Source organism: Vagococcus sp. QWL-13, from assembly GCF_058683555.1.
Map to the genome: position 1 here is coordinate 1776548 of NZ_CM178746.1, position 25339 is coordinate 1801886.

Sequence of the window (25339 nt, forward strand, 5' to 3'; positions counted from 1 at the left end):
GGAAAACCACGCAATATTAGCACTCGATAACAGCGAGTGCTAATATTGCGTGGCAGCATAGATTTTAGTTTGTATGGCAACGTTAGCCTTCATCAATCAAGTAAAAACTGCTCAAATACTTCGTTGCCCAGCATGAGTCCTTTTTTGCTCAATGCGATAAATTTCTCATCAACCGTGACTAAATTGTTTCTCGCTAAATCTTTAATCGCAGGACCATACACATCAAAAAGAGACCGACTAAACTTTTCCTCAAACTTGGTTAGAGAGACCCCTTCTAATTTTCTCAAACCTAAAAACATTTCTTCTTCCATTTTATTTTCCAATGTCAATGTTTCCACTTCACGGATTGGCAGTACACCTTTTCTCAAAGGACTTAAATAATGTTGGATAGGACCATGATTTTTATATCGTTTTCCAGCTAAATAGCCGCTTGCCCCAGCCCCAAGTCCGTAATAATATTCATTATCCCAATACACTAAGTTGTGACGGCTCTCTTTGCCGGGAATTGAAAAATTACTGATTTCATATTGGATTTTTCCGGCCGCTTCCATTTTTTCAGCGGCTAATTCAAACATATCTCCCTCAATATCTTCAGTGGGTAGATGCAATCGTCCTTGCCTAGCCCAATTATAAAAAACTGTCTGATTCTCGAGAATAAGAGAATAAAGAGAGTAATGAGGCAAATCTAAAGTCAGGGCTTTATCTAAAGTTTCACGAAAACTTTCCAGAGTTTGACCGGGCAATGCATATATCAAATCAATGCTCACATTATCGAAGCCGGCTTTTTCTACAAGTGACAATGTAGTGTAAACATCTTCTTCAGAATGTCTTCTGCCGATTTTTTTCAATAGGCGGTTATCAAATGTTTGAACGCCCATTGACAGGCGGTTTACACCATAATTTTTTAAAACATTTAATTTATCAAGGGTCAAATCACCTGGATTTGCCTCGACTGTAAACTCATTGCCGTTGTTCAGCGGAAGCCTTGAACGAACCCCCGCCAGCAACACGTCCAGCTGTTTGGCTGACAATGCTGTAGGTGTGCCTCCCCCGATATAAATTGTTTCTATTCTTTCCGAAAAATGCTTGGCTTTAATCAAATCTATTTCTTGCAGCAGTGCAGAAATATACTCATCCACCGGCTGTTCTTCGATAAGTACCTTGTTGAAATCACAATAGTAGCAAATATGCTCACAAAACGGAATGTGAATGTAAGCTGAAAGCTGCTGATACTGGTTTTTTTTATTTTCTAACATCTAGTAAATTCCTTCCAAAAACTTCCAAAATTGTTTCGATAACTTATGATTGACTAACTAATCTACTCTATTTTGCAAGATAATTTTGAAAAACACAACTAAATGCTTTCAATAATTTCCTAATAGGATTTTTTACACAGATTTCTCGTTTTCCTCACTTGGTTTGATATAAAGAGATACCTGTGCTGTCCAAAGGATTGACAATTGCTCCCAAATAATTAGGAAATAATTCGTTTGAATCATCTTTGCCGATAGATATTTCTGTCGACTTCGAAGCGCGACATGACATAAAAAAGTCCTCCTGCAAAATTTAAGTACGATAACTTAAATTTTGCAGGATGGATTTATTTTTAGTGCTTAGGCTCCCATTATTTGCTAGTTGTCAGGATTTCAGCAAATCGTATTGCGACTGGTACAAGAAATAGTATCTACCTTTTTTTGCCATCAACTCATCGTGGGTGCCGTGCTCGATAATTTGGCCCTGATCGATAAAGAATATTTCCGAGCTGTTTTTTATAGTTGATAACCTGTGAGCGATTATAAATGATGTCCTGTTTTTCAACAGTTCTTTCAATCCGTTTTGAAGGAGTTCCTCTGTGTGTGTGTCAATACTTGACGTCGCCTCATCCAGTATCAGGATACGCGGGTCTGCCAGCAATGCTCTGGCAAAAGAAATTAGCTGACGCTGTCCAGCAGATAAGGTACTTCCCCGCTCTTCAACTACCGTATGATAACCATCTTTCAGGTCTTTGATAAAATCATGTGCCCGGACAGCTTTACTTGCTCGGATAATTTCCTCTTCCGTGGCGTCAAGTTTTCCATAACGTATATTTTCAAGAATAGTTCCGGAAAAGATAAATGTATCTTGAAGCATCACACCCATCTGCGAGCGCAGTGACTGGAGCGTGACATCTCTTACATCTTTGCCGTCTACCTTGACACTTCCATCGTTCACATCATAAAATCGGCTGATCAAGTTGATGACTGTTGTCTTACCTGCTCCGGTAGGACCAACCAATGCAACTGACTGTCCCGGTTCCACCGAAAATGTCATATCATCCAAAATTTTCTTTCCGTTTGGTTCGTATCTAAAAGTAACATGCTCAAAGGTCACATCTCCCCTTACAGTATCCAAAACCTGAGCATCGTTTTTATCCTGTATTTCAGGTTCTTCATCCAACGTCTCAAAAATCCGTTCTAAGTAGGCTGTTGCCGTAATCAAAGAGTTATAGAAATTACCAATATTAATCACGGGATTCCAAAAATTATTGATGTAGCCCATAAATGCGATTAGCGTACCAGTACTGACTTTTACACCGATTTGACGAATACCGATAAAATAAATCAAACACGTGGTCAAGATTGAAATATTTTCCACCGATGGCCAGAGGAGACGCATGATTTTGATTGCCCTCATCCAAGCCGAACGGTAGTCATTTGACAACTCATCAAAAATCAGTTCATTTCGTTCTTCACGGGTGAATGACTGAGTGATACGAACTCCAGAAATACTTTCATGAATATAAGCATTCAAATTAGATTGTTTATTGCTTAGGTGCTGATAGGCTTTACGTTGCCGATTTTTGATAATCATCGTGATAAGAAATAATAAGGGCAATAATGCCAAACTATAAAGCGTCAGCCGTACATCTATGAGAAACATGACAATCAGCGTAATAAGAACATTGAAAAAATCTGAAATTAAATTAATTAGTCCATTACTAAGCAAGTCGCTTAATGTGTTGATATAATTAACGACACGAATCAAAATTTTCCCGTGAGGTCGTGAATCAAAATAAGAAAAAGGCAACTTTTGCAAATGTGTAAAAATATCGAAACGTATGTCCAGCAAAATCTGCTGCCCCAATTTTGTAATATGCCAAATACGATACTTCAGGCACCATGCGATAAACAGTAAGAAAATAAGAGAGAGACCGCTGACCATCAGCAACAGCTGGATATTTTTTTGCGGAATGATTTCATCTATTGCCAGTTTAGTAAAATATGGACCCGCCATGGATGCCATATTAGCCAGTATAATCGTGAAAACAATCCGTATAAACGGTTTTTTATATGGTACAACATACTGAAATAATCGTCGGTAGTGAGACCAGTTAAACTCTTCCTGTAAAACTTCATCTTGAGAAAAAATATTCTTAGCCATCTATCTCACTCCCTTCATCCAAACCAAGCTGCTTCCTATAAATGGTTGCATACTCGCCATCTTGCTCCAGCAGACTGTCATGACTGCCGCTTTCTACGATACGCCCTTTTTCCATGACTAAAATCAAGTCCGCCTCTCTCACCGAACTGATCCGGTGAGCAATGATAAAGGTTGTGGTATCATTAGTGACTCTATCCAGCTTTTTCTGAATTTTGCTTTCCGTTTCCATGTCTACCGCAGAGGTCGTATCATCCAATATCAACACGGCTGGTTCTTTTGCCAGTGCTCTGGCAAGGGAAATGCGCTGTTTTTGTCCCCCTGACAAGCCAACACCTCTTTCACCTACAAAGGTTCCGTATCCTTCCGGCATCCGTTCGATAAAATGACTGGCATCTGCAATTTCTGCCATATCACGGATTTTTCCAATCGGCATTTCAGGATCACTAAATGCAATATTTTCTTCAATCGTATTGGAGAATAAGAAAACATCTTGCATAACCATGGAAACCTGTTCCCGCACAACCTTGATCGGCCAGTCACGAATATCTTTGCCTCCCAACTTAACAACTCCTGAGGTTGGGTCATAAAAACGGGAAATCAAATTCACTAAGGTTGTTTTCCCTGCACCTGTTTGCCCTAAAATCCCCACCGTCTGTCCTGCCTTAACCGAAAAAGTAATATTTTCCAAGATATTTGTTTCAGGGTCATCACTGAAATGAAATGACACATTTTCAAAGACGACATCCCCGGTCAACTGTTCGACTTCATCCTCATGAACAATCTTCAAACTGCTCCGGTGGTTTAGCAGTTCACGAATTTTAAGACAGCTGGCAAGAAAACGCTGGGTATCGTTAATCAGCCAACCACTCATTCGTAAAGGGTTGTTCAACATCCAAAGATAACTGTTGAAAGCCACCAAGTCACCGATACTCATGCGCGCCTGAATCACGAATAGACCACCAAACAGTAATGTGAGCACGCCTAGCAGTCCCGCAAGAAACTCAAGGGCAGGCAAATATCTGCCGGAAACTTTAGCGGAAGCCATGTTTTTTTCCATATAGTCTTGATTGGCTTGGTTAAACTTTTCAACTTCATAATCTTCTCTTGAAAAAGCTTTGACGACACGATTCCCGCTAATATTTTCTTCCACCATCGAGTTCAACCTGGAAAAAGACTCCCGGATATCAAAAAACTTCGGATAGCTTTTGTTAGAAATACTACGGGTCAGGAAAAAAATAGCCGGCGTAATCAAAAGCATTATAAGAGTCAAAGAGACGTTTATCGAAAGCATTACTGCCATTGCAACGCAAAACCATAAAACCGACTCTATGATACTGTAAGATGCCCACGAGACAAAGTGGCGGATGGCATCTGTGTCGCCAGTCATTCTTGCCATAATATCTCCCACACGTGTATGATTGAAATAATCAAAATCTAATTCGTGCAGCTTATGGTACATATCTTTCCGCAAATCAAAGAGTACATTTTGTCCGACTTGCTCAAACATGTTTTGATAAATATAACGGACAAGCGTTCGCAGCAGTGTCACACCTATCATCAAAAGCAGATAAGGTATTAAACGTTCTTCTTTCCCCTGACTAATGACTTCATCAACAATTTTTCCTGCAAGCAATGGATTGACGATAAGCAATAACGCACTAATAATCAATAATACCGTTGCGATAAATTCCTGCAACTTATAAACTTTGACATAACGCCAAATCCATTTAAAATGAATCATATTTTCACCTCTCCTTATTTATGTTTCAACTATAGTTTAGATTAACCTGTTTTTTTGGATAAAAGAATGGATTATCTTCACTAAATCATGTAGTATATTGTAGAGATGTCAGGAGTGAGAAATAAGAATGTTAAATATCCCATCTAAAACATTTAATCCGGAAGTGTTATATGTTTTTGACGCTTTCTGGGAACCTGGTCAGTCAGCCAAACAGCACTTTCACGATTTTATTGAGCTGAGCGTCATCGTTGAAGGAACAACTACCTATCATATAAATGACAGAACCTATACCTTTAAACAAGGTGATGTAATCTGTCTTAATCCTTACACTATGCACTGGGAAGAACAACAGACTACATCAGGCAGTCATCAATTGCATATCGGCATAGAAAATTTTCAACTTTCAGGATATGAGCCCAATTACTTTCCGGCACGCTCACCTATCCTTAATTTGGGCAGCTTGCAAAACAGTTTTATGGAAACGATTCAGCAGATTATTATTGAAAAAAATGGGAACACCCCTTATCAAGACTTGGCGATGAAACATTTGGTCAGTCAACTTTGGGTGCATATTTTTCGTGCAGCAGCATCCCAGTCTATCCAACTGCATCCAAAAAATTCAAAAAAATCAGATAGAAAAAAACTGATCAACGATATCATTTACTACTTGGAAACCTATCATGCGCAAGACATCAAACTTGAAAGTCTGTCCAGCAAAATGTATATCAGTCCTGCTTATATATCCAAATTATTTAAAGAAGAAACAGGAGATACCCCGATTAATTACCTTATCAAAGTCCGCATGAACAAAGCAAAAGAGCTGTTGGAAAATGAAGAGATGTCGATTAAAGAGGTTGCCAATTTGGTCGGCTATCAAGATGCTTACCATTTCAGCAAACTTTTTAAAAAATATTTTAATATCCCGCCGTCAGAGTATTCGAAAGAAAAAAACAAACATGACTTGTAGAAAGTCCTGTTTGTTTTTTTGGCTCTTCGTCAAATGATGTGGATGGCTAGAATTTTAGCCTAATTTAATAACAGATCTAGACAACTTCGCTTAAACAAGTGGGGTTGTCTTTTTGGTCCATCAGTTTAAAACTGACAAGAATGCGATGCTTAAAGTGCCAAAAGCTGCGATAGCCATAAGCAGTGTGTTTAATGACTTTAATTTTATTGATTATCCCTTCAAGTAGGCCATTGGAAAAAGGATACTTGAAGGTATTTTCAATCCTATTCAAATGTTTTTTGAGGGTTTTTACGGAGGTTTGCATATAAAGTGAAACCTCAGGTTTCATTGCATCTAAATTTTCTTTAAAACTCTCAAAATCATTGTTTTGAGCATCATAAAGCAAATGTTGATAGAGCTGATAAGTCGCTTTTAAAGTTGGATCAAGAGAAAGAAGATAATCTATAATTTCTGTTTCAGGCATCGGCTTTTTGAATAAACGCTGATAAGAATAGTCTTGATAGTTAAGGTGACTGGCTGATTTTAACATCAAGCGCCAGTATCGTTTTAGCTTGCGATAGTCTTTCATTTTTTCACCTTTACCCACAAAGAATTTTTTCATAATATCTACTCGTGTTTGGTTAAGAGAACGTGAGATAAGCTGAACAATATGAAAACGATCAATGATTATTTTAGCATTCGGGAATAGTTCCTGAATCACCGTAAAATAAGCAGCATTCATGTCTATGACAATTGTTTTAACACTGGCCCGTGCTTGAAGAGAGTAGCGAGAAAAATAGGTACGTAATGTTTTCTGTCGCCTATTGGGAAGAATATTGATAATCTTACGTGTGACAGCATCACAAAAAATGAAACTCATTTTGTCCGTGACGTGTTTGACTGATTTAAATTCATCAAAACAAAGATTCTCAGGTAAAAATTGAAAATCAGGTAAATGTTCCTTGCCCCGATGGACTAAAATACGTGTGGCGGTTGTAGGAGAAACCCCGTGGCGACGGGCAAGGTCCTTCATAGAAATATTATCCTGAAGTTCAATGGCAATGGACTGTTTAACTTTATTGGCAATAAAACACCCTGTCTCAATTTCAGGAGAAGAGGCTACAAAAGTCGTTTGACACTCACGACAAAGGAACCTCTGTTTTTTCAATTGAATGAATGTTGGTTGGTGTGACATACTCAACCATTTTAACCGAGAGGTTAAGAACCCATTTTTGACAATAGAAAAAGCTTCATTAATGGCACCACAATTAGGACAGTGAGTGGGACGATAGCTAAGTGTAGCGAAATAAAGCAAGCTCGTCAGCCCTTTTATTATCACCTCCTGACAAACTTCTTTTTCAAAAGTGATATTTTTATCTTCTAAATTCAATGATCTTCGTATAAAATGGTGATGAGACATATGAATCTTCCTTTCTGAATGGGTAGTAGTCGACTTCATTCTAACTGGAAAGTTCATATGTTTCTATTTTTATAATAACAAAATAGGTGTGAATGAATTTCTTCATCCACACCAAAAATTATACAGCCGTTTTTTTTGCTCTATGATTTATTAGAATGATGAATCAGGGCTGAATTATAAAATGACAGCTCCATCTAATGATAAAAGCAGTAGTCTGTCAATTCTCCAGATGCTCTTTTATCCTAACAAAAACAGCTCATAAATTCATTACCAAAAAAGAGAAAATTTATAATAAAAATGAAAATTGACTTCATTTACGTATATGTATAGCTTACAATTAACTTAACGTCCGTTTATAAGGAGGAGTCAATGATGATATTTTCAACGATTTTGCTTATCCTAGCAATTCTTCTATTCATTTCATTTTTCTATTCTATCTTTAAACGTCGGTTCAAAAGAGGAATAAGACATTTTATTGTAAGTCTTATATTCATAATTATGATGACTTTTTTCGCTCCTCAAAGGATGCGGCTCGAGGTCGAAAGCAATCATCTTATCACAAATGACCAAGGCACCGCAGTAATCAAAGGAGAAACTCATCCGGAAGCAACTTTAGAAATTGAAGGAAAAAAAATAACCCTATCTAAAGAAGGTTCTTTTAAATACAAAGTCAGCTTGTCATCGGCAAAAAAGTACACTGTTGATTTAATCAGCAAATTGGCGGAAGAAGAACTAAGAGAGAAGGTAACCATTGCTCCTTCTAGCGAATTTAAAAAGTCTATCGCTTTAAAAGAGGAGAAAGAAAAACAGAAACGACTTGAAACAGAAAGAAAAGCTCAAAAACTTGAGGAAACCAGAACCGCAGTCGTTCTTGCTGAAAATGAACCTACTAAGGAAAATTATGATGAAGCCATTCTCTTAGTTAACCAACTGGAAAAAAATGATGATGACTTGGAAGCTCGGCTGGAAAAAGTAAAAGAGAAAATAATTTTTGAGGAAAAGGTTGCTGAGACAAGTTTAGCAGCAGAAAACGCCTTAAATGCCGCGGAGCAAAATAGAACGAGGGAGAACTATGAAATAGCTTCGGCAGCAGTGAAAGAGGTCCCGGTCAATCGTACTGACTTTGAAAATCGTCTCGAAACTATCAATCAGCAAATCATCGCTCAAGAACAGCAAGAGGCAGCAGCGAATATTCCCGAAGCCCAAAATACATCCATTGTTTTAGTAACCCCCACTGGAAAAAAATACCACAGTCGGGCTTGCGGTAACGGTACGTATACAGAAGCAACCCTGCAAGAAGCTCTAAATCGCAGGCTAACACCTTGTGCCAAATGTTTTTAATCCCCGCTTATTTTATAAATTATTAAAGAAGTTTTTTATAGCAACAACTAATGATTTAGCGAAGAAAAACGACTGAAAAACTCGATTTTCTTCGCTATTTTAATTTTTTAATTGTCATAATAGGTTAGAGTAAAAACCAAAATCCACCGCAAACTCAAACCTAGTCAATCAGCAATCGTAATACTATCTTCAAAATATTTCTGTGTTTCTATTTGGTCTTTTTTCAATTGCTCAATCAATCCCTCAGGACCAGAAAACTTTATTTCACCACGTAAATAATGGTACCAGCGCACCTTCACATGTTCTCCGTAAATATCGTGATGAAAATCTAAAATGTTGACTTCAACCGTGATGTCACGGTCTTCTTCAAAGGTGATATTGCGGCCGATTTGAGCCATTCCGGGATACCATTTCCCTGCCACTTCCAATTCTACAGCATAAACACCGTTTTTAGGCAATCTGACAGTCGATCTGGTCTTGACATTTGCTGTTGGAAATCCCAGCATTCTGCCACGGGCGTCCCCATGAACCACCGTACCAGTCGTTTCGTAAACATAGCCCAGCTGTTGGGCTGCCCCAGCCATATCTCCCGCTTCCATCAGAGTTCTGATTTTGGAGGAGCTGATTTTTTCATTTTCTTCTTCTTGTTTTTCTACACAAATAATGTCAAATCTATCTTTTGCATAACTAGGAAGCTGTTTCATCGAAGCTGTTTCAGCAGGCCCATAAGTGTAATCAAATCCAGCGACAGCCGCCTTTGCATGCAAAGCAACAATATACTGGTCAACAAATTCTTGCGGCGATAAGCTTGCAAAAGCTGAGGTAAACTCGATGAGATACAGGTAATCCACGCCTAAGCGCTCCATGATGTCGCATTTTTGCTCAATAGTAGTCAGATACTTCATATCTCCCGGCTCTATTTTCTTAAAAACGATGGATGGATGCTGATTGAACGTCATCACAGCTAATTTAAGACCTCGCTTTTCCGCTTCATTTTTTCCGCGATTGATGACTTCTTGATGTCCGCGGTGGACACCGTCAAAAAAACCTAAAACCAAGACCACATCATCTTGAGGGATCATATCTTCTGTATATGGGTGATGAATTTCTATTACTCTCATTATTTTCTCTACCTATTCATTTCTTAAAATTTTTCTCGGTTTCAACCTATCCGTTTTAGTCGGATGAATCTCATAAATACCTACCACTTGCTGATGATAAAAAACAGGGAGAATTTCTCCATTTTTTATTTCCCCAACATCTTTTCGGTTCAAAAAACCGCCATGTTTAACAATGTCATATTGTTCTTCAGTTAAAAAAAACTTTCTGTATGACTCATCGAATGCTTTTTCGATCGGCAAAACAAACGACCAGTCCCCCCGTTCCACCAAGTCAGTAATCTCCTGAAGCGTGAGACTTTGTCCTTTTTCCAGTCCGCCGCTTGCCGTTCGAGTCAAATCAGACATATGGGCAGGATAGCCAAGTAATTCCCCAGTGTCTACTGACAAGGTACGCACGTAGGTTCCTTTGCCGCAGACCACCCGGAATCGCCACGATTGAGTTTGTGAGTCCTCATGATAACGCGGTTCGCTTATCCGTTTGAAGGAAAATATTTCTGCCATGCGTTCAGGACGTTCCACTTCAAGCCCTTCTCTGGCATATTCGTACAGTCGTTTTCCTTTGACTTTAACCGCGGAATACATGGGAGGAACTTGAGTGATAACACCTTCCATTTGTGCCATTGCTCCGTCGATTGATTCTGCGGTCAGGGGTTTTTCCACAGCTCTCACAGCCACTTTTTCTCCGCTGGAATCTTCAGTTGTTGTTGAAAAACCGATTGTCATTTCACCTTCGTAAACTTTAGCATTGTCTTGCAAAAATTCTATCACTTTAGTCCCTTTGCCGATGCAGATAGGAAGAACACCTTCCACATCCGGATCAAGAGTCCCGCCATGACCGATTTTTTTCATTTGTAATATACGTCTTAATTTGAAGACACAATCATGGCTTGTCATGCCACGCTCTTTCCATAAGGCAATAATTCCATCCATGAAAATAACCTCTCTATTCACTTAAATAACTCAATCATTATAACATAAAAATTATTCTTTGAGTGAATGAAGGATTCTTCCCATCTAATTTAAGAAGCAACTAAAATAAAAAAACTGCCATATTTCTTATGATATGACAGCTTTTCAATATAAGTCTAGTAATCAGTAATACTTGGTCGTTCTTTTTTTAAATTGCCTACTTTATGACTGCGTGATTGGATTTCTGCAGTGATGTCCTCAAATGAAATGTCTCTTTCTGCCAACATCACAAACAAATGATACAGCAAATCACTGGTTTCTGCGATAATTTCTTCGGAATCATTTTTCATAGAAGCAATGATGACTTCACTGCTCTCTTCTCCTACTTTTTTCAAAATTTTCTCGATACCTTGATCAAATAAATATGACGTATAGGAACCTTCCTCCGGAAATTTCTGACGGTTCTTAATCACTTGATACAATGATTCAAATTCATTGGCCATCTAATCTTCACCTCCGTACAACTGATTAAAGAAACAAGTCTTTGCCCCGGTATGACAAGCACTGCCGATTTGGACAACTTCTATTAAAAGAGTGTCAAAATCACAGTCCACCATGATTTTTTTAACTTTTTGATAATGACCGCTGGTTGCCCCTTTTACCCAAAGTTCTTGACGACTGCGGGAGTAATAGGTGGCAAGTCCTGTTTCCATCGTCTCCAGCAAACTTTCTTTAGACATATAGGCCAACATCAGCAATTCTCCAGTAACTGCCTCCTGAACTACGGCAGGGACTAGGCCCTCTTGCTTACTAAAATCGATTTGTTCTAATAATTTTTTACCCATTATGGCTGCACCCCTTGGTTAGTTAGAAAATCTTGAATCTCATCAACGGTAACTTCGCCATAATGCAGGAGGGAAGCTATCAACGCAGCATCTGCAGCTTCCTCAACAAACACTTCGGCGATATGAGACATTTCTCCACAGCCGCCAGAAGCTATCAATGGCAAACTGACAGCAGCTTTGACCATTTTCAACAGCTGGATGTCGTAACCGTTTTTCATCCCGTCAGCTTCCATGCTTGTCAAAAGAATTTCCCCGACTTTCAACTGTTCCAGTTGGCGGCAATAAGTTAACAGCTCAACACCGCTTGGTTGTTTCCCGCCGTGAGTCATCACTTGCCATTGACCATCAATTTTTTTGACATCAACAGCCGCAACGATGGTTTTGCCGCCAAATTTTTCTACTGCACTCCCGAGCATCTCAGGGTCTTTCAAAGCCGCTGTACCGATGGAAACTCTGCCGGCACCTTTAGCCAAAACGCGGGCAATGTCTTCTAAAGTTTTGATACCTCCGCCCACAGTTACTGGAATGTTTACACTTTGGCAAACATCTTCCACTACTTTTAGGGACGTATCCCTCTGCTCATTTGTCGCTGAAATATCCAAGATGATTAATTCTTCAGCACCTTCATCGGCATATTTTTTCGCCAGTGTCACCGGGTCCCCCAGAACTTTCAATCCTTCAAAGTTGACTCCTTTGACTACTTTTCCATCTTTTATATCCAAACATGGAATAATTCTTTTTTTCATCTTGTCACTCCTTACTGTAGAGAAAGTGCTTCTGCCAAATCCAAAGTCCCTGCATAGATGGCTTTACCAGTGATAGCGCCCTCCAAACCAATTTTTTTGATTAGAGCCAAATCTTGAATATTTTTTATTCCGCCGGCCGCAATTATCGACATCTTGGTCAGGGAGTGAATCTTTTTCAATAGAGCCTCGTTCACTCCTTCTAAAGTGCCGTCTCTGCTGATATCCGTCACGATAATCCTTTCTACTCCCATTTCTTCCAGTTGCGAAATGAATGACTCGTAGGGAACAGCAGATGTTTTTAACCAGCCGTGACCATACACATAATTATTTTTAATGTCCACGCCCACAACGATTTTGTCCTTGTATTTACCTAGCGCTTCTTCCAAAAACTGTTTGTTTTCCAATGCAGCAGTTCCCAGAATCACTCGGTCAACACCATTATCCAAATAGCGGCTGACTTTTTCCATATCTCTGATGCCCCCGCCCACTTGCAGCGGAATCGTCAAACGGCTAGCCAACTTGAGAATGATTTCCTCGTTGACCAACGCTCCATCTTTTGCCCCATCTAAATCCACGATATGTAAAAATTTCGTTCCCAGTGATTCAAATTTTTCAGCCAAAGACAGTATGTCATCGCCGACCACTTCTTTCTGGTCATAGTCGCCTTGATACAGTCTTACTGGCTTTCCTTCTAAAATATCGATTGCCGGCAACACTAACATTGGATCACCCCTTTTGAAGAAGGTATTTCTGTCCCATTTATCTTACTAGCCTTGGCAAGAGCTCTCCCCAAAGCTTTAAAAATAGCTTCAATTTTGTGGTGGTCGTTATCGCCGTACAGCACATTGACATGCAACGTAATTTTCGACTGCATGGCAAAGGCGTATAAAAATTCTTTCGTCATTTCACATGAATAATCTTTGATCATTTCTCGCTGCAACTCGCAATGATACACTAAAAACGGGCGTCCGCTGATATCCAAATCCACATCGCATAAAGTTTCATCCATGACCATCCGCATGCTTCCGTAGCGCTGGATGCCTGCCCGATCTCCCAAGCATTGATTTACCAGCGTTCCAAGCACAATACCGCAATCTTCAATGGTGTGATGGTCGCAGACGGACAAATCCCCTTCTGCTTTCAATGTCAAATCAAAGCCTGAATGAAAGGCAAACAAAGTCAGCATATGGTCAAAAAATCCGATGCCGGTTTCCACACTGCTTTTACCTGTGCCATCCAAATCGATAGAAGCTTGAATTTTCGTTTCCTTTGTTTCTCTATTTATCTCACTTTTTCTCATTTGATTTTTCCATTCCTTTTAATTTTTTCAACACTTCCAAAACCTGTTGATTTTCTGAATCCGATCCCACTGTCAAACGAATGATTCCTTCGCCCATCTGACGAATCGCAATACCAGAGTCGGCAAATATCTCAGCCACCTGAATGGTTGAATCACACGTGCCGTATAAATAATTTGCCTGCGAAGGATACAGCGTCAAACAACTTGGATCAATTTTTTGAAAATTTTCATACAAAGTATCACGGGCCTTTGTAATTGCGGCCACATCTTTTTTTATCAGGTCGGAATGTTTTAAAACGATTGTTGCCGCTGATTGAGTAAGACTATTCACATTGTAAGGAACCTTTAAAGGTTTGATATGAGCAATCATAGCAGGATTGGCAAGTAAAAATCCGCAGCGAAGTGCTGCTAAACCAAACGCTTTAGACAATGTTCGAGTGATTCCTAAATTTTGATACTTCGATAAATAAGGAACCATCGTTCGTCCGTAAAACTCCGTATAAGCCTCATCGATAATTACTGGAATATCTGAAAAAGCTTCAATGATTTTCAATATTTTCTGGTCCTCAATGACTTGACCCGTAGGATTATTGGGATTGGAAAAAACAATCAAGTCTACTTGTTCGTTTTTCCCCTTGGCAATAAAATCATCTACATCAAACGCCTTTTCAACACCTAGTGAGTAAGGAATGAGTTCTCCCTCATTTTGCTGGACAAAATAATCGTACATTGAGAAATCCGGGTCCAAAGTGTAAAGTTTTTTTCCTTTGGTGATATATGTACTAATAAGGAGCCCCAAAACTTCATCGCTCCCGTTTCCCGCGATAATCTGTTCCGGATTGACCCCAGCGTAAACACCGTAGGCCTCGCATAGATCTTTCGCACCGTCATCAGGATAGCGGTTGAATAAAATATTCGGCAATTCTTCCTTGATTTCCTCAATAATTTCAAGAGGAAGGTTCGCTGGCTTTTCATTGGCATTTAGCTGACAGCCAGTTTGCTGTTCCACACGGTAGCCTTTACTCATCTTTTTCCCTCCTGATTTTGACTGCATTGGCATGACCTTGAAGTCCCTCGTGGACTGCCATGTTTATGATTTTGTCCCCGTGTTTTTCCAGTGCGTCCTTGGTCCAGTGCAAATAAGAAGAGCGCTTGACGAAACTTTCCACTCCCAAAGAAGAATAAAATCTCGCCGTACCGTTCGTAGGCAGCACATGATTAGTACCGCCAAAATAATCGCCGATACTTTCGCAAGAATCATACCCCAGAAAAATACTTCCGGCATTTTTAATCAAAGGCAGATAAGTTTTCGGCTGATCCACCAAAAGTTCCAAATGTTCAGGAGCAATTCGGTTGGATACCGCTATCCCTTCCTCGATAGATGAAACTTTGAGACTATAACCATAATTTTTCAATGAAGCAGAAGCAATTGCTTTTTTTGGCAAATCGGCCAATTGCTTTTCAATTGCTTGATTCACAGCTGCGATTGTCTTATCGGATAATGCAATTAAAATACTACTGGCCAAAGGGTCATGTTCAGCTTGGGATAATAAGTCTGCTGCCGCATAGGCGGGGTCCACTGTTTCATCTGCTATCACTAAAATCTCGCTGGGGCCGGCAATCATATCAATATCCACGATACCGAAAACAAGTTTTTTAGCGACACTGACATAAATATTTCCCGGTCCGACGATTTTATCCACTTTAGGAATCGTTTCTGTCCCATAGGCTAAAGCTGCAATGGCTTGAGCGCCCCCCACTTTGTAAATGGTATCGACGCCAGCCACAGCTGCGGCTGCCAGTATCACAGGATTAATGTTGCCTTGAGAATCCGGCGGAGTGACCATGATGATTTCATTTACGCCGGCGATTTTTGCTGGAATCACGTTCATCAACACACTGCTGGGATAGGCCGCTTTCCCTCCCGGAACATAAATACCGACTTTATCAAGGGGAAGCACTCTTTGACCGAGGTAAACACCATCAGACTGTGTTAATTCATAACCTTTTGCTTTTTGAGGCTCATGAAATTTCTCAATGTTTTCTTTTGCCTCCCGGAAATTTTCCATTAAAAACGGATCAACAGTGTCAACAGCTGTGTCGATTTCCTTTTGGGAGACTACATAGTCTTCCAGACTAACTGAATCAAATTGCTGCGTAAATTTTTTTACTGCTTGATCACCGTCTAACTTGACCTGTTCTAAAATACTGGTTACCTGTACGATAATCTCAGGATTGATTTCACTGCTGCGGCTTTGCAACAGTTTTTTCATTTCATCTTCGTTTTGATAATCCACTGCTTGCAACATACACTAGACCTCCTCAGGTTTGATATCATCCAATAAAGTCAAAATTTCTTCTTTTTTCAAAATAAAACTTGCTTTGTTTACAATCAGACGGGCGCTGATATCACTGACCGTATCAAATACGACAAGACCATTTTCTTTTAGAGTCGTCCCAGTTTCCATAATGTCCACAATGCCATCACATAAGCCAAGCAGAGGACCGACTTCGACTGACCCCTCGATTTTGATAATCTCCACATCCATACCTCGTTGGTTAAAGTATTGTCTAGCCACCCGCGGGTATTTCGTGCCGATTTTGATATGTCCCGTTTTATTCCACAAATCGCAATCAGGCAATCCCGCGACTATAAAACGACATTTGCCGATGCCTAAATCCAGTAACTCGTAGCAATTGCAGTTTTCTTCCAACAAAGTATCCTTGCCCACAATCCCTACATCTGCCACCCCATGTTCCACATAAGTAATGCAATCTGGAGCTTTGGCTAAAAAATATGCGATGTCTTTCTTTGTGTCCTGAAATACCAATTCCCGGCCTTTATTTTTTAATTTATCCACACCGTACCCGTTTTTTTCAAACAGCGGTAAGCTCGCTTTCTCAAGCCTGCCCTTTGTTAAAGCAATCATCAACATTTTCTAACCCCCTAACACAGATATCTGTCAACTGATCATTGACTTTTAACTCGATCGGAGAATTTCCACCGAGCATTTGTCTTTTTTTCAACGCTTCCACAATAAGTTCCTGAGGATATTCGACGGTTATAGCTGAAGGTTGTGGGGAACTTTCCATCCTTTTCATTAATTGATCAACTTTTATAGAAAAACCAACTGCCGGTAAATCAAACCCGAATTTTTTCAGCAACTGGTCGTATCGACCGCCGCTTAAAATTCTCAACCCGACTCCTTCGACAAAAGCCTCAAAAATAATACCAGTGTAATAATTCAACCGGCCGATTTTCCCCAAATCAATATGAACCAAGTCTCCATAACCTAAAGAATCGATTTGTTCATACAATAACGCCAGCTCATCTAGAATACTGAGTAGATCAGCATCTACTATTTTTTCTCTGGCTTTTTCAAGGATATCAAATTTACCATTCCACCAAACAAGCTGATTGATGATGACTTGATAATCTTCCGGCAGTGCCAGTTTCTCCAGATAAAGAGCCAAATCTGTCACTTGCTTTTCACCAACAAGCTTTGCCAGATGACTTTTTTCTTCATCTGTGATTTCAACTTTTTCACAAATTTGATTGAAAAAGCGGCTGTCTCCCAGCTCCAAGATAAAGGTCATGTCTTCCAAGGACGTTAAAACATCTAGTGCACAAATAATCACCTCTAAATCGCCAGTTTCTTTAGGCAATCCAAGCAGCTCTACCCCGCAGTCGCAGATTTCATTTTTTTTGCCGGTTAATTCTTCATGGACTTTGAAAACACTGGCACAATAGCGGAATCTTAACGGCATTTCAGCATTACGAAATTTCTTTGCTACTACCCGTGCGATAGGTATGGTCATATCAGCTCTTAAACTCAAGAGATTTCCTTGTTCATCAATAAATTTGTAAAGAGCTTTTTCATTAAGACTCTCAAAGCCCACTTGATAATTTTCATAATATTCGATAGTTGGTGTCTCGATTACTTGATAATTCCAACTGGCCAAGCGGGTCTCGATGTCCCTTTCAAGCTGTTTTTTCAATCGTGCTTCTTCTAATACATAATCTCTGGTTCCTAACGGACTGTAGAACTTCATTTCAACTCTCCCTCCTCTAAAAAAAACAAAAAAACTTCCGTCCTGAAAGGACGAAAGTTTGACTTCGCGGTTCCACCTTAATTCGCCAGCATCTCGCAATGCTGACCTCAACGAGTGCGTTCACACTCAGGAAAGATAACGGTTCCTTCCGATAAAGACTCATTAAATCAGTCTTTACAACTCCGAGGTGTGTTTCAATATAGACCCATCTTCTTTCTCACCAGCCAAGAAGTCTCTGAATTGTTTCTATATCTACTCTTCTCTTCAACGTTTTTGATTTAACTTGTATCTTACCCATATTAAATGAAATTGTCAAGATTATTTCTAATCTTTTTTTAATTAATTTTTAATTTTCTTGTTTTTCTTCACCCTTAATATGTTTAAACATCTAACATCCGTCACGCCCCACTTTCTCAACACAAAAAATCATAGGTATTTTAAAAAAATAAGTGAGCAAAATTGTTAAATTCTGATATAATAGTAACCATATTGAAGAAACCCTTTGATTGCAAATCCATTCCTTTTTGATAGCGGTCGTCATCATTTACGTAATCATTTTTATCATTATCAAAAGGAAATTTGAAATCAGCCGGGGTTCGAAAAGAAAGGATGTGAACCGACGCCGTCTTATGTGAAATATTTCACTTTAACAGCGTCCGCTTATGAATCGAAAAACACTTTGGATCACACAAACCGCATTGCTTTTAGCTCTATTAGTCTCCATTCAGATGATTACTTCATCTATGAAGAACACCTTCATCACAGGCTCACTGGTCAATTTAATCCTTATTATTGCAGTCATGTTTGGAGGATTATCCAGCGGTTTGACCGTTGCCTGTCTATCACCAATTTTTGCTTTCTTTTTTGGCATTGGACCGGCCTTCTGGCAAATAATTGTCTGCATTGCTTTGGGTAATGCCGTACTCGTCATCGCTTGGCACTTTATTGCCGGTAAAAACTCGGAGAAGTCGGTTGCTTCAACTGTGACAGCAGCTATCGTCGGTGCCCTTGCCAAATTTATATTCTTATACTTATCGGTAGTCCAATTCCTTCTGCCTTTTGTTTTGCACTTACAAGGACCTCAGGCAAAAATGATTTCAGCAACTTTTTCTGTGCCTCAGCTGATTACCGCATTGATCGGCGGCGGAATTGCCATTGTTGTTTTACCGCTGCTGACTAAAGCTCTGGGCAATAAAGTGAGATTAAACTAACAAATCAATCCAAAGAAAAAGCTTCGCCGTAAAATCAGGCGAAGCTTTTTTGTTCACTATCTTAAATATTTTTCCAAAATTTTAATGAGCCTTGTCATTGCCAGTGAAGCTTCTGTCGGCAGTGAATCGAATCCATGATTAATCGTTTCTTTTTCTCGAATAAAATTCAATCTGGTTTCCATTCTAACTTTCAGCAATTCCATATATTTTTTATCATTAAAATCAGGCTCATAGCCCTCTACCGGTAAATAACTCAACCCTGCTAAAGGTCCCATAGGCTCAAAATCAGCTTTATTTTCAATGATTTTTTCTATCAGGGAAAGTGTGATTTTTGCGGTAACTTTCTTATCATTATAAAAACCAGTATTCAAAATATAGCAATCAATGTGATGCTCTGAAAACAATGTTTTAAAACTCAAATAATCTTCTCCCAGCGGATAGGCCCTGAAAGGATTAGCAAAAGGTTCAATAACGAGATTGTCTATTTTAACATTTGGATCTAAATTTTCTGCTGTTGAACGTTTAGTCGCCAAAGTTGCCCCGAAAACCGCCGGCAAAACATCTCCTTTTAACTTAACTACCGGAGGCAAACTATCGTCTTTCATAATCCAAAAAATAGCATCTATTTTTTCAGATAAATGATTGACCCTGTTTGGTGTGGCAAAACGCGACTTCACTGTCCTTCCGTTACCGTTTCTGATATCCTCAGTCACCAGTACTTTACGATGATCAACATCCAAAGTGACACCTACATTTTGAGCTGTTAAGAAGTATTGAACATCTTGACTTGCCATAGGGTAATCCTGCGTCTTATCAAAGTAAGCCGGCTCTAAAGCAATAGACGAGCCGTCTTTTTTCGAAATCACAAAAGCATCGTCATGAAGCACCTTGATCGGATATTTATCTTGGTGCGTTGCCAGTGTAATGGTTGATTTGCCAGAACCAGACAAACCGAAAGCAGCCATCGTATAATGACTTTTATCACTGAGTTCGAATTGTTTCATACCGCCATGACACGAAACAAACTTGTTCCGGTGTGCAATCGTCCACGCCAGAGTCAAAGTCGCTTTTTTAAATTCTCCAAAATAGCGCAAACCTAAAATCGCCGCCACGTTATGATCAGGGTCAAATAAAGCTAGTCCCATTGGATAATCAGGATGTGACCAATCTGGATCTGCGAATAAAAAGATATCTCCTTCCGCAAAAGATTTAGACTGCTGATATTTATCTTGATACTCTTCATTCATCACCTGAAAATTCAGCAGATAAGAATAAAGTACTTGTTCGTAACCTTCAGGCATCATAATATGCCCGTTGATCATAAAATCTTCATCCAGTCCGACAACGACACGGCTTCGGTAAAACGCTTTCTTTTCCGCTTGAAACAAAGCTTCTCTCAATATTGCCCCGTAGTTTGTAGATAAATCTGACTGCTGGTTGATAAATCGTCTGACAGATGCCGTTCTGCCCACGATACCACCGCAATTATCTACTAAGATTTTGGCATCTGCAGGCAATCCTAGTTGTTCCGGCTGATAGACAGGCAAGTCCGTCACAATCGTACCCGGTGCACTTTCAGCGAGCGTATAGGCCTCTTCAAGCGTCGTTACTTCTTTTACATGATTCCCATAAAAAGCCGTTTCAATCATCACGCGGAAATCTGAAAAAATCGGGTTTTCTTGGTTGATATCTTCAACTCTAAACTGACCAATTGAACTCATAAATTCATCTCCTTCTAGCAATATGTATAAAACTTTCTATGATAAAAACACCTTACAAAGCAAATCGTACCACTCTATAAATTAATTGTCAAAAGACTTTAAAAGTCTAAATGACGCACCGCTTGCACGGTGCGTCAAAGTTGATACATGAAATCTTATTTCCTCAGCTAGTTAAAACTGTGACCGTTTAGTAAAGCTTGTATGCAGCACATCATGAGCTTTCTTACTACCCGGTTTTCCTAGGAATTCTTTATAGACTAGCTTAACAATCGGACTATCATTGGACTTCCGAACGCCGCGATTTTTATCGGCTGCATACAGAGCTGCCGCACGTTTTGTTTTCAGGTCTACAAAGTTTCTGACAGAAGCCGGTTGAACAGGTTGCCCACCACCGTTGATACAACCGCCCGGACATCCCATCACTTCAACGAAGTGGTAAAACTCTTCGCCTGACTGGATTTTATCAATGATTTTTCTCGCATTGGCGATTCCGGAGACAGCCGCCACTTTAACTTCAGTACCATTTATTTCGTAACTTGCTTCCTTGATACCTTCCATTCCGCGGACTTCTTTAAAATCAATACTGTCTATCGGATGACCTGTTAAAGTTTCGCTTGCTGTACGCAGTGCAGCTTCCATCACTCCGCCTGTTGCACCAAAGATGTATCCGGCACCTGTGGCTTCTCCAAACGGATTGTCAAACTCCTCATCCGGCAATTCATTGAAACGAATACCTGCTTTTTCGATCATTCTAGCAACTTCACGAGTAGTCAGTGCCACATCGCAATCAGAATATCCGGCTGCTGCTTCATCTTCCCGTGTCACTTCGAATTTTTTAGCAGTACAAGGCATAACACCCACAACAAAAATATCTTTCGGATGAATGCCGGTTTTTTCAGCATACCATGTCTTTGCCAATGCACCAAACATTTGCTGCGGTGATTTACAGCTAGACAAATTAGGAATCAACTCTGGATGATAAGACTCGCAATACTTGATCCATCCCGGAGAACAGGAAGTGAACATCGGCAGCGGTCCGTCATTTTGCACCCGCTCAACGAATTCATTTGCTTCTTCCATGATCGTGAAGTCTGCAGCAACGTTTGTATCGAAAACTTTATCAAAACCGATTCTGCGAAGTGCCGCGACCATTTTACCTTCCACATTAGTACCGATAGGGATACCAAAAGCTTCTCCCAAGGTCACACGAGTTGAAGGAGCAGTTTGAACAATCACGTGTTTAGTCGGATCATCCAAAGCTTCCCAGACTTCCTTGGTTTGGTCTTTCTCAGCAATCGCGCCTGTCGGACAGACAACGATACACTGACCACAAGAAATACATGCCACATCTCCCAGACTCTTTTCATAAGCACTGCCGATATGGGTTCTGAAGCCCCGGTCATTCGCTCCGATGACACCGATATCTTGCCAAACAGAACAAGCGGCGACACAACGTTTACAAAGAATACATTTATTATCATTACGATACATGTGAACAGAAGTATCATCAAAATCATACTGCATGTTTTCACCGTTGTAATAATCTTCATCATCAACGCTGAACTCTTTACATAACTTCTGCAGCTCGCAATTTCCGCTTCTGATACAAGACAAACATTTTCTTTCATGAGTCGAAAGAATCAACTCTAAATTAATTTTTCTCGATTTAAATACTTTCTTGGAATTAGTGGTAATATCCATCCCTTCTCTAATCGGATAGACGCAAGCAGTGACAAGGTTTTTCATTCCTTCCACTTCGACCACACACATCCGGCAAGCACCTATTTCATTGATTTCTTTTAGAAAACACAAAGTAGGGATTTCGATATTATTGATTCTCGCTGCTTCAAGAATTGTCGATCCTTCTGGAGCTGTACACACTTTTCCATTAATAGTTATCATAATTTCTTTCACAAGTCTCACCCCCTAACCCACATTGACTGCATGGAAACGACAAGCTTCCAGACATTGACCACATTTGATACAAAGAGACTGATCAATATAATGAGGCTCTTTGACACTTCCGCTGATAGCATCCACTGGACATCTTCTGGCACAGGCGGTACATCCGGTACAAGCAACTTCATCAATTTCATAGGTGATCAAGTTCTTACAAACACCGGCTGGACAACGCCGTTCCATAACATGGGCGATGTATTCATCTTTAAAGTAATGATAAGTGGAAAGCACTGGGTTAGGTGCTGTCTGACCTAAACCGCAAAGAGAATTTTCCTGAATATGGAGACACAGCTCTTCCATTTTATCCAAGTCTTCCATAGTTGCTTTACCCATGGTGATTTTTTCTAAAATTTCCAGCAGTCGTTTGGTTCCAATCCGACAAGGCACACACTTACCGCAACTTTCTTCTACTGTAAATTCCAGGAAGAATTTAGCAATGTCCACCATACAGTTTGCTTCGTCCATAACGATAAGTCCGCCTGACCCCATCATGGAGCCGATTTCAGTCAGATTATCATAATCGATTGGGACATCGTAGTGTTCCACCGGGATACATCCTCCGGAAGGTCCACCGGTCTGGGCAGCTTTAAACTGCTTGCCGTCAGGAATACCTCCTCCGATTTCCTCAACGATTTCTCTTAATGTGGTTCCCATAGGTACTTCAACAAGACCTGTATTCACAATATTTCCGCCCAAAGCAAATACTTTTGTTCCTTTGGATTTCTCAGTTCCCATTTCGGTAAACCATTTTGGACCTTTAAGAATGATTTGCGGAATGTTAGCGTAAGTTTCCACGTTATTAACAACGGTCGGTTTTCCAAACAAACCCTTAACAGCAGGGAACGGCGGACGAGGACGAGGTTCCCCTCGATGCCCTTCGATACTTTCTAACAGCGCAGTTTCTTCACCACACACAAATGCCCCTGCACCTAATTTCAAATCTAAATCAAAGTCAAAACCGCTGCCCAAAATATTTTTTCCTAAAAATCCATTTGCTTTTGCTTGCTCGATACCGATTCGCAGACGTTTAACCGCAATCGGATACTCTGCTCTCACATAGACATATCCTTGATTTGCACCAATGGTATATCCCGCAATCGCCATCGCCTCAATAACTGCATGAGGGTCTCCCTCTAAAACGGAACGATCCATAAATGCTCCCGGGTCCCCTTCGTCAGCATTACAGATAATGTATTTTTGATCAGAAGGACTCTCTTTTGCAAAAGACCATTTCATAAAGGTCGGGAATCCAGCACCACCACGTCCCTTTAGGCCTGATTCTTTCAAATCGTTTAATACATCATCAGCGGTGTATTCGCTCACAACTTTTGCCAATGCCTGATAGCCGTCAAAAGCAATGTATTCTTCGATCTTCTCAGGATCAATCCGACCGCAATTTCGTAGAGCAAGTCTTTTTTGCTTATGATAAAACGGTGTATCCAATAACTTATTAATAACTTCTTTAGTTTTATGGTCATGGTAAAGCAATTTTTCTACGGGTTTCCCGTCAATTAAATGCTGTTCGACAATTTTTTTAGCATCTTTTGGTTTTACGAGATGGTAAAATACTCCCTCTGGATAAACAATGGCAATAGGTCCCTGAGCACATAAACCAAAACAGCCCGTAGAAACGATTCTCACCTTATCCGCTAAACCATGTTTTTCAAGTTCATCTTTTAAATTTTGAATGACATCTCCACTTTTGGAAGAGATACATCCAGTACCTGCACAGACCAGAATTTCTTTTTCATACTGTAAATCTGATTCTGTACCGTCTTCGAGACGAATCGCAACATTTTGGCGATAACTTTCTCGAAGCTCTTTTAATTCACTCCAATTTTTCATATTTCTGCTCCTGACTCTTTTAAATCAAAAGTTTCGGCCAACTATGTCTAGTATTTGCGTTACTCTTGATTTTGATAAGTAACCAATACTTTATCGCCTTTTTTCTTTGTTAATCGGCCGTACACCTCTTCATTGACCGTGATGACTGGTGCCAATCCACATGCTCCGATACAACGAACGGATTCCAATGTGAACTTACGGTCTGGTGTGGTTTCCCCGGGTTTTATGTTCAGACTTGTTGCATAAGAATCTAAAATATCCCCGGCCCCTTTAACATAGCAGGCAGTTCCCATACACACGCTGATGGTATACTTGCCCTTAGGCACAAAAGTAAACTGAGAGTAAAACGTAGCCGTGCTGTAAAGTGTTTCTAAAGGAACATCTAATTTCTTGGATATTCTTTCTAAAACTTCCACCGGCAGATAGCCATAAATTCTTTGAGCTTCCTGCAATGCCGGCATTTGTGCACCTTGAACACCTTGTAAATTTTCAAGACATTCTTCAAATTCCTGGAACTGTGATTCCGTTTCAATGAAATCAAATACTTTTTCTGTTACACTCATTTGTTCTTATCCCTCCTTTCTTCTTTGATCAATCATTCACTATAGAAAGCGTGAACATAAAAAAATTCAACACTTTTAGTGCCTTTCTTTAATTATAGCAAAAACTATCCAAAATAAAACACTAATATTGTGAAAAGGTACACATTAATATTATTTTGGTCTCATTAATAATAATTAGCCTCTCTAAATATTGGCTGT

Annotated in this window: 23 protein-coding genes and 1 other annotated feature; of the genes, 3 read left to right on the plus strand and 20 right to left on the minus strand. The window is 39.8% G+C overall.

All coding sequences use genetic code 11. The features are described from left to right. Positions 1-92: 92 nt before the first annotated feature. The 4 genes from hemW to AC4PHI_RS08245 form a co-directional block, all read right to left on the minus strand. Positions 93-1256 carry a radical SAM family heme chaperone HemW gene (gene hemW, locus AC4PHI_RS08230; RefSeq protein ID WP_492199433.1) on the minus strand — a complete coding sequence of 388 codons (1164 nt, stop codon included), beginning with the start codon at positions 1254-1256 and terminating at the stop codon, positions 93-95. Between the two features lie 154 nt (positions 1257-1410). Beyond that, entirely contained in the window at positions 1411-1545 is a 135-nt protein-coding gene (locus AC4PHI_RS08235) for a hypothetical protein (protein WP_492199434.1), read from the minus strand. A 93-nt stretch (positions 1546-1638) separates the two neighbouring features. Next, the gene (locus AC4PHI_RS08240; RefSeq protein WP_492199435.1) at positions 1639-3420 is read right to left on the minus strand and encodes an ABC transporter ATP-binding protein; all 1782 of its coding nucleotides are present in this window, start codon (positions 3418-3420) and stop codon (positions 1639-1641) included. Continuing rightward, positions 3413-5161 carry an ABC transporter ATP-binding protein gene (locus AC4PHI_RS08245; RefSeq protein ID WP_492199436.1) on the minus strand — a complete coding sequence of 583 codons (1749 nt, stop codon included), beginning with the start codon at positions 5159-5161 and terminating at the stop codon, positions 3413-3415. Before AC4PHI_RS08245 ends, AC4PHI_RS08240 begins: the two co-directional genes overlap by 8 nt. A gap of 127 nt (positions 5162-5288) precedes the next feature. Here AC4PHI_RS08245 and AC4PHI_RS08250 point away from each other — a divergent pair, with 127 nt between their 5' ends. Continuing rightward, positions 5289-6128: an AraC family transcriptional regulator gene (locus AC4PHI_RS08250; RefSeq protein ID WP_492199437.1), complete on the plus strand. Its 840-nt coding sequence runs from the start codon at positions 5289-5291 to the stop codon at positions 6126-6128. 76 nt (positions 6129-6204) lie between these two features. Here AC4PHI_RS08250 and AC4PHI_RS08255 read toward each other — a convergent pair whose 3' ends face one another. After that, entirely contained in the window at positions 6205-7527 is a 1323-nt protein-coding gene (locus AC4PHI_RS08255; RefSeq protein WP_492199438.1) for an ISL3 family transposase, read from the minus strand. 369 nt (positions 7528-7896) lie between these two features. Between AC4PHI_RS08255 and AC4PHI_RS08260 the strand changes: the two genes are divergently transcribed. Beyond that, complete coding sequence (locus AC4PHI_RS08260) at positions 7897-8868, plus strand: hypothetical protein (RefSeq protein WP_492199439.1); 972 nt, start codon at positions 7897-7899, stop codon at positions 8866-8868. 164 nt (positions 8869-9032) lie between these two features. Here AC4PHI_RS08260 and ribF read toward each other — a convergent pair whose 3' ends face one another. From ribF to hisZ, 11 genes are all read right to left on the minus strand, one after another. After that, complete coding sequence (gene ribF, locus AC4PHI_RS08265) at positions 9033-9989, minus strand: riboflavin biosynthesis protein RibF (protein ID WP_492199440.1); 957 nt, start codon at positions 9987-9989, stop codon at positions 9033-9035. A gap of 12 nt (positions 9990-10001) precedes the next feature. After that, positions 10002-10919, minus strand: a complete 918-nt coding sequence (gene truB, locus AC4PHI_RS08270; protein ID WP_492199441.1) for a tRNA pseudouridine(55) synthase TruB — start codon at positions 10917-10919, stop codon at positions 10002-10004. A 155-nt stretch (positions 10920-11074) separates the two neighbouring features. Continuing rightward, positions 11075-11401, minus strand: coding sequence for a phosphoribosyl-ATP diphosphatase (gene hisE, locus AC4PHI_RS08275; RefSeq protein ID WP_492199442.1), 327 nt, complete (start codon positions 11399-11401; stop codon positions 11075-11077). After that, on the minus strand, positions 11402-11743 hold the full coding sequence (hisI, locus tag AC4PHI_RS08280; protein ID WP_492199443.1) for a phosphoribosyl-AMP cyclohydrolase: 342 nt from the start codon (positions 11741-11743) through the stop codon (positions 11402-11404). Then, positions 11743-12489 carry an imidazole glycerol phosphate synthase subunit HisF gene (gene hisF / locus AC4PHI_RS08285; protein WP_492199444.1) on the minus strand — a complete coding sequence of 249 codons (747 nt, stop codon included), beginning with the start codon at positions 12487-12489 and terminating at the stop codon, positions 11743-11745. Before hisF ends, hisI begins: the two co-directional genes overlap by 1 nt. Before the next feature lie 11 nt (positions 12490-12500). Next, complete coding sequence (hisA, locus tag AC4PHI_RS08290) at positions 12501-13211, minus strand: 1-(5-phosphoribosyl)-5-[(5-phosphoribosylamino)methylideneamino]imidazole-4-carboxamide isomerase (RefSeq protein ID WP_492199445.1); 711 nt, start codon at positions 13209-13211, stop codon at positions 12501-12503. Continuing rightward, a complete protein-coding gene (hisB, locus tag AC4PHI_RS08295) occupies positions 13205-13789 on the minus strand; it encodes an imidazoleglycerol-phosphate dehydratase HisB (protein WP_492199446.1) in 585 nt (194 codons plus the stop codon). Before hisB ends, hisA begins: the two co-directional genes overlap by 7 nt. Next, the gene (gene hisC / locus AC4PHI_RS08300; RefSeq protein WP_492199447.1) at positions 13776-14816 is read right to left on the minus strand and encodes a histidinol-phosphate transaminase; all 1041 of its coding nucleotides are present in this window, start codon (positions 14814-14816) and stop codon (positions 13776-13778) included. Before hisC ends, hisB begins: the two co-directional genes overlap by 14 nt. Continuing rightward, positions 14809-16098 (minus strand): histidinol dehydrogenase, encoded by a 1290-nt coding sequence (gene hisD, locus AC4PHI_RS08305; RefSeq protein ID WP_492199448.1) that lies wholly within the window; start codon positions 16096-16098, stop codon positions 14809-14811. The genes hisC and hisD overlap by 8 nt, the downstream gene beginning before the upstream one ends. 3 nt (positions 16099-16101) lie before the next feature. Then, positions 16102-16725, minus strand: a complete 624-nt coding sequence (gene hisG / locus AC4PHI_RS08310; RefSeq protein ID WP_492199449.1) for an ATP phosphoribosyltransferase — start codon at positions 16723-16725, stop codon at positions 16102-16104. Beyond that, positions 16691-17842, minus strand: a complete 1152-nt coding sequence (gene hisZ, locus AC4PHI_RS08315) for an ATP phosphoribosyltransferase regulatory subunit (RefSeq protein ID WP_492199450.1) — start codon at positions 17840-17842, stop codon at positions 16691-16693. The genes hisG and hisZ overlap by 35 nt, the downstream gene beginning before the upstream one ends. Positions 17843-17885: 43 nt before the next feature. Further along, positions 17886-18119 (minus strand) — a binding site (T-box leader). 385 nt (positions 18120-18504) lie between these two features. Here hisZ and AC4PHI_RS08320 point away from each other — a divergent pair. Then, positions 18505-19053 (plus strand): ECF transporter S component, encoded by a 549-nt coding sequence (locus AC4PHI_RS08320; protein WP_492199451.1) that lies wholly within the window; start codon positions 18505-18507, stop codon positions 19051-19053. Between the two features lie 56 nt (positions 19054-19109). Here the strand turns inward: AC4PHI_RS08320 and AC4PHI_RS08325 are convergent, their stop codons facing one another. The 4 genes from AC4PHI_RS08325 to AC4PHI_RS08340 all read right to left on the minus strand — a co-directional run bounded on the left by AC4PHI_RS08325 (position 19110) and on the right by AC4PHI_RS08340 (position 25141). Further along, the gene (locus tag AC4PHI_RS08325; protein ID WP_492199452.1) at positions 19110-20774 is read right to left on the minus strand and encodes a phosphoenolpyruvate carboxykinase (ATP); all 1665 of its coding nucleotides are present in this window, start codon (positions 20772-20774) and stop codon (positions 19110-19112) included. 171 nt (positions 20775-20945) lie between these two features. Continuing rightward, on the minus strand, positions 20946-22688 hold the full coding sequence (locus tag AC4PHI_RS08330) for an NADH-dependent [FeFe] hydrogenase, group A6 (RefSeq protein ID WP_492199453.1): 1743 nt from the start codon (positions 22686-22688) through the stop codon (positions 20946-20948). Between the two features lie 12 nt (positions 22689-22700). Further along, entirely contained in the window at positions 22701-24578 is a 1878-nt protein-coding gene (locus AC4PHI_RS08335) for an NADH-ubiquinone oxidoreductase-F iron-sulfur binding region domain-containing protein (protein WP_492199454.1), read from the minus strand. Between the two features lie 59 nt (positions 24579-24637). After that, on the minus strand, positions 24638-25141 hold the full coding sequence (locus AC4PHI_RS08340; protein WP_492199455.1) for an NADH-quinone oxidoreductase subunit NuoE family protein: 504 nt from the start codon (positions 25139-25141) through the stop codon (positions 24638-24640). Positions 25142-25339: the final 198 nt, after the last annotated feature.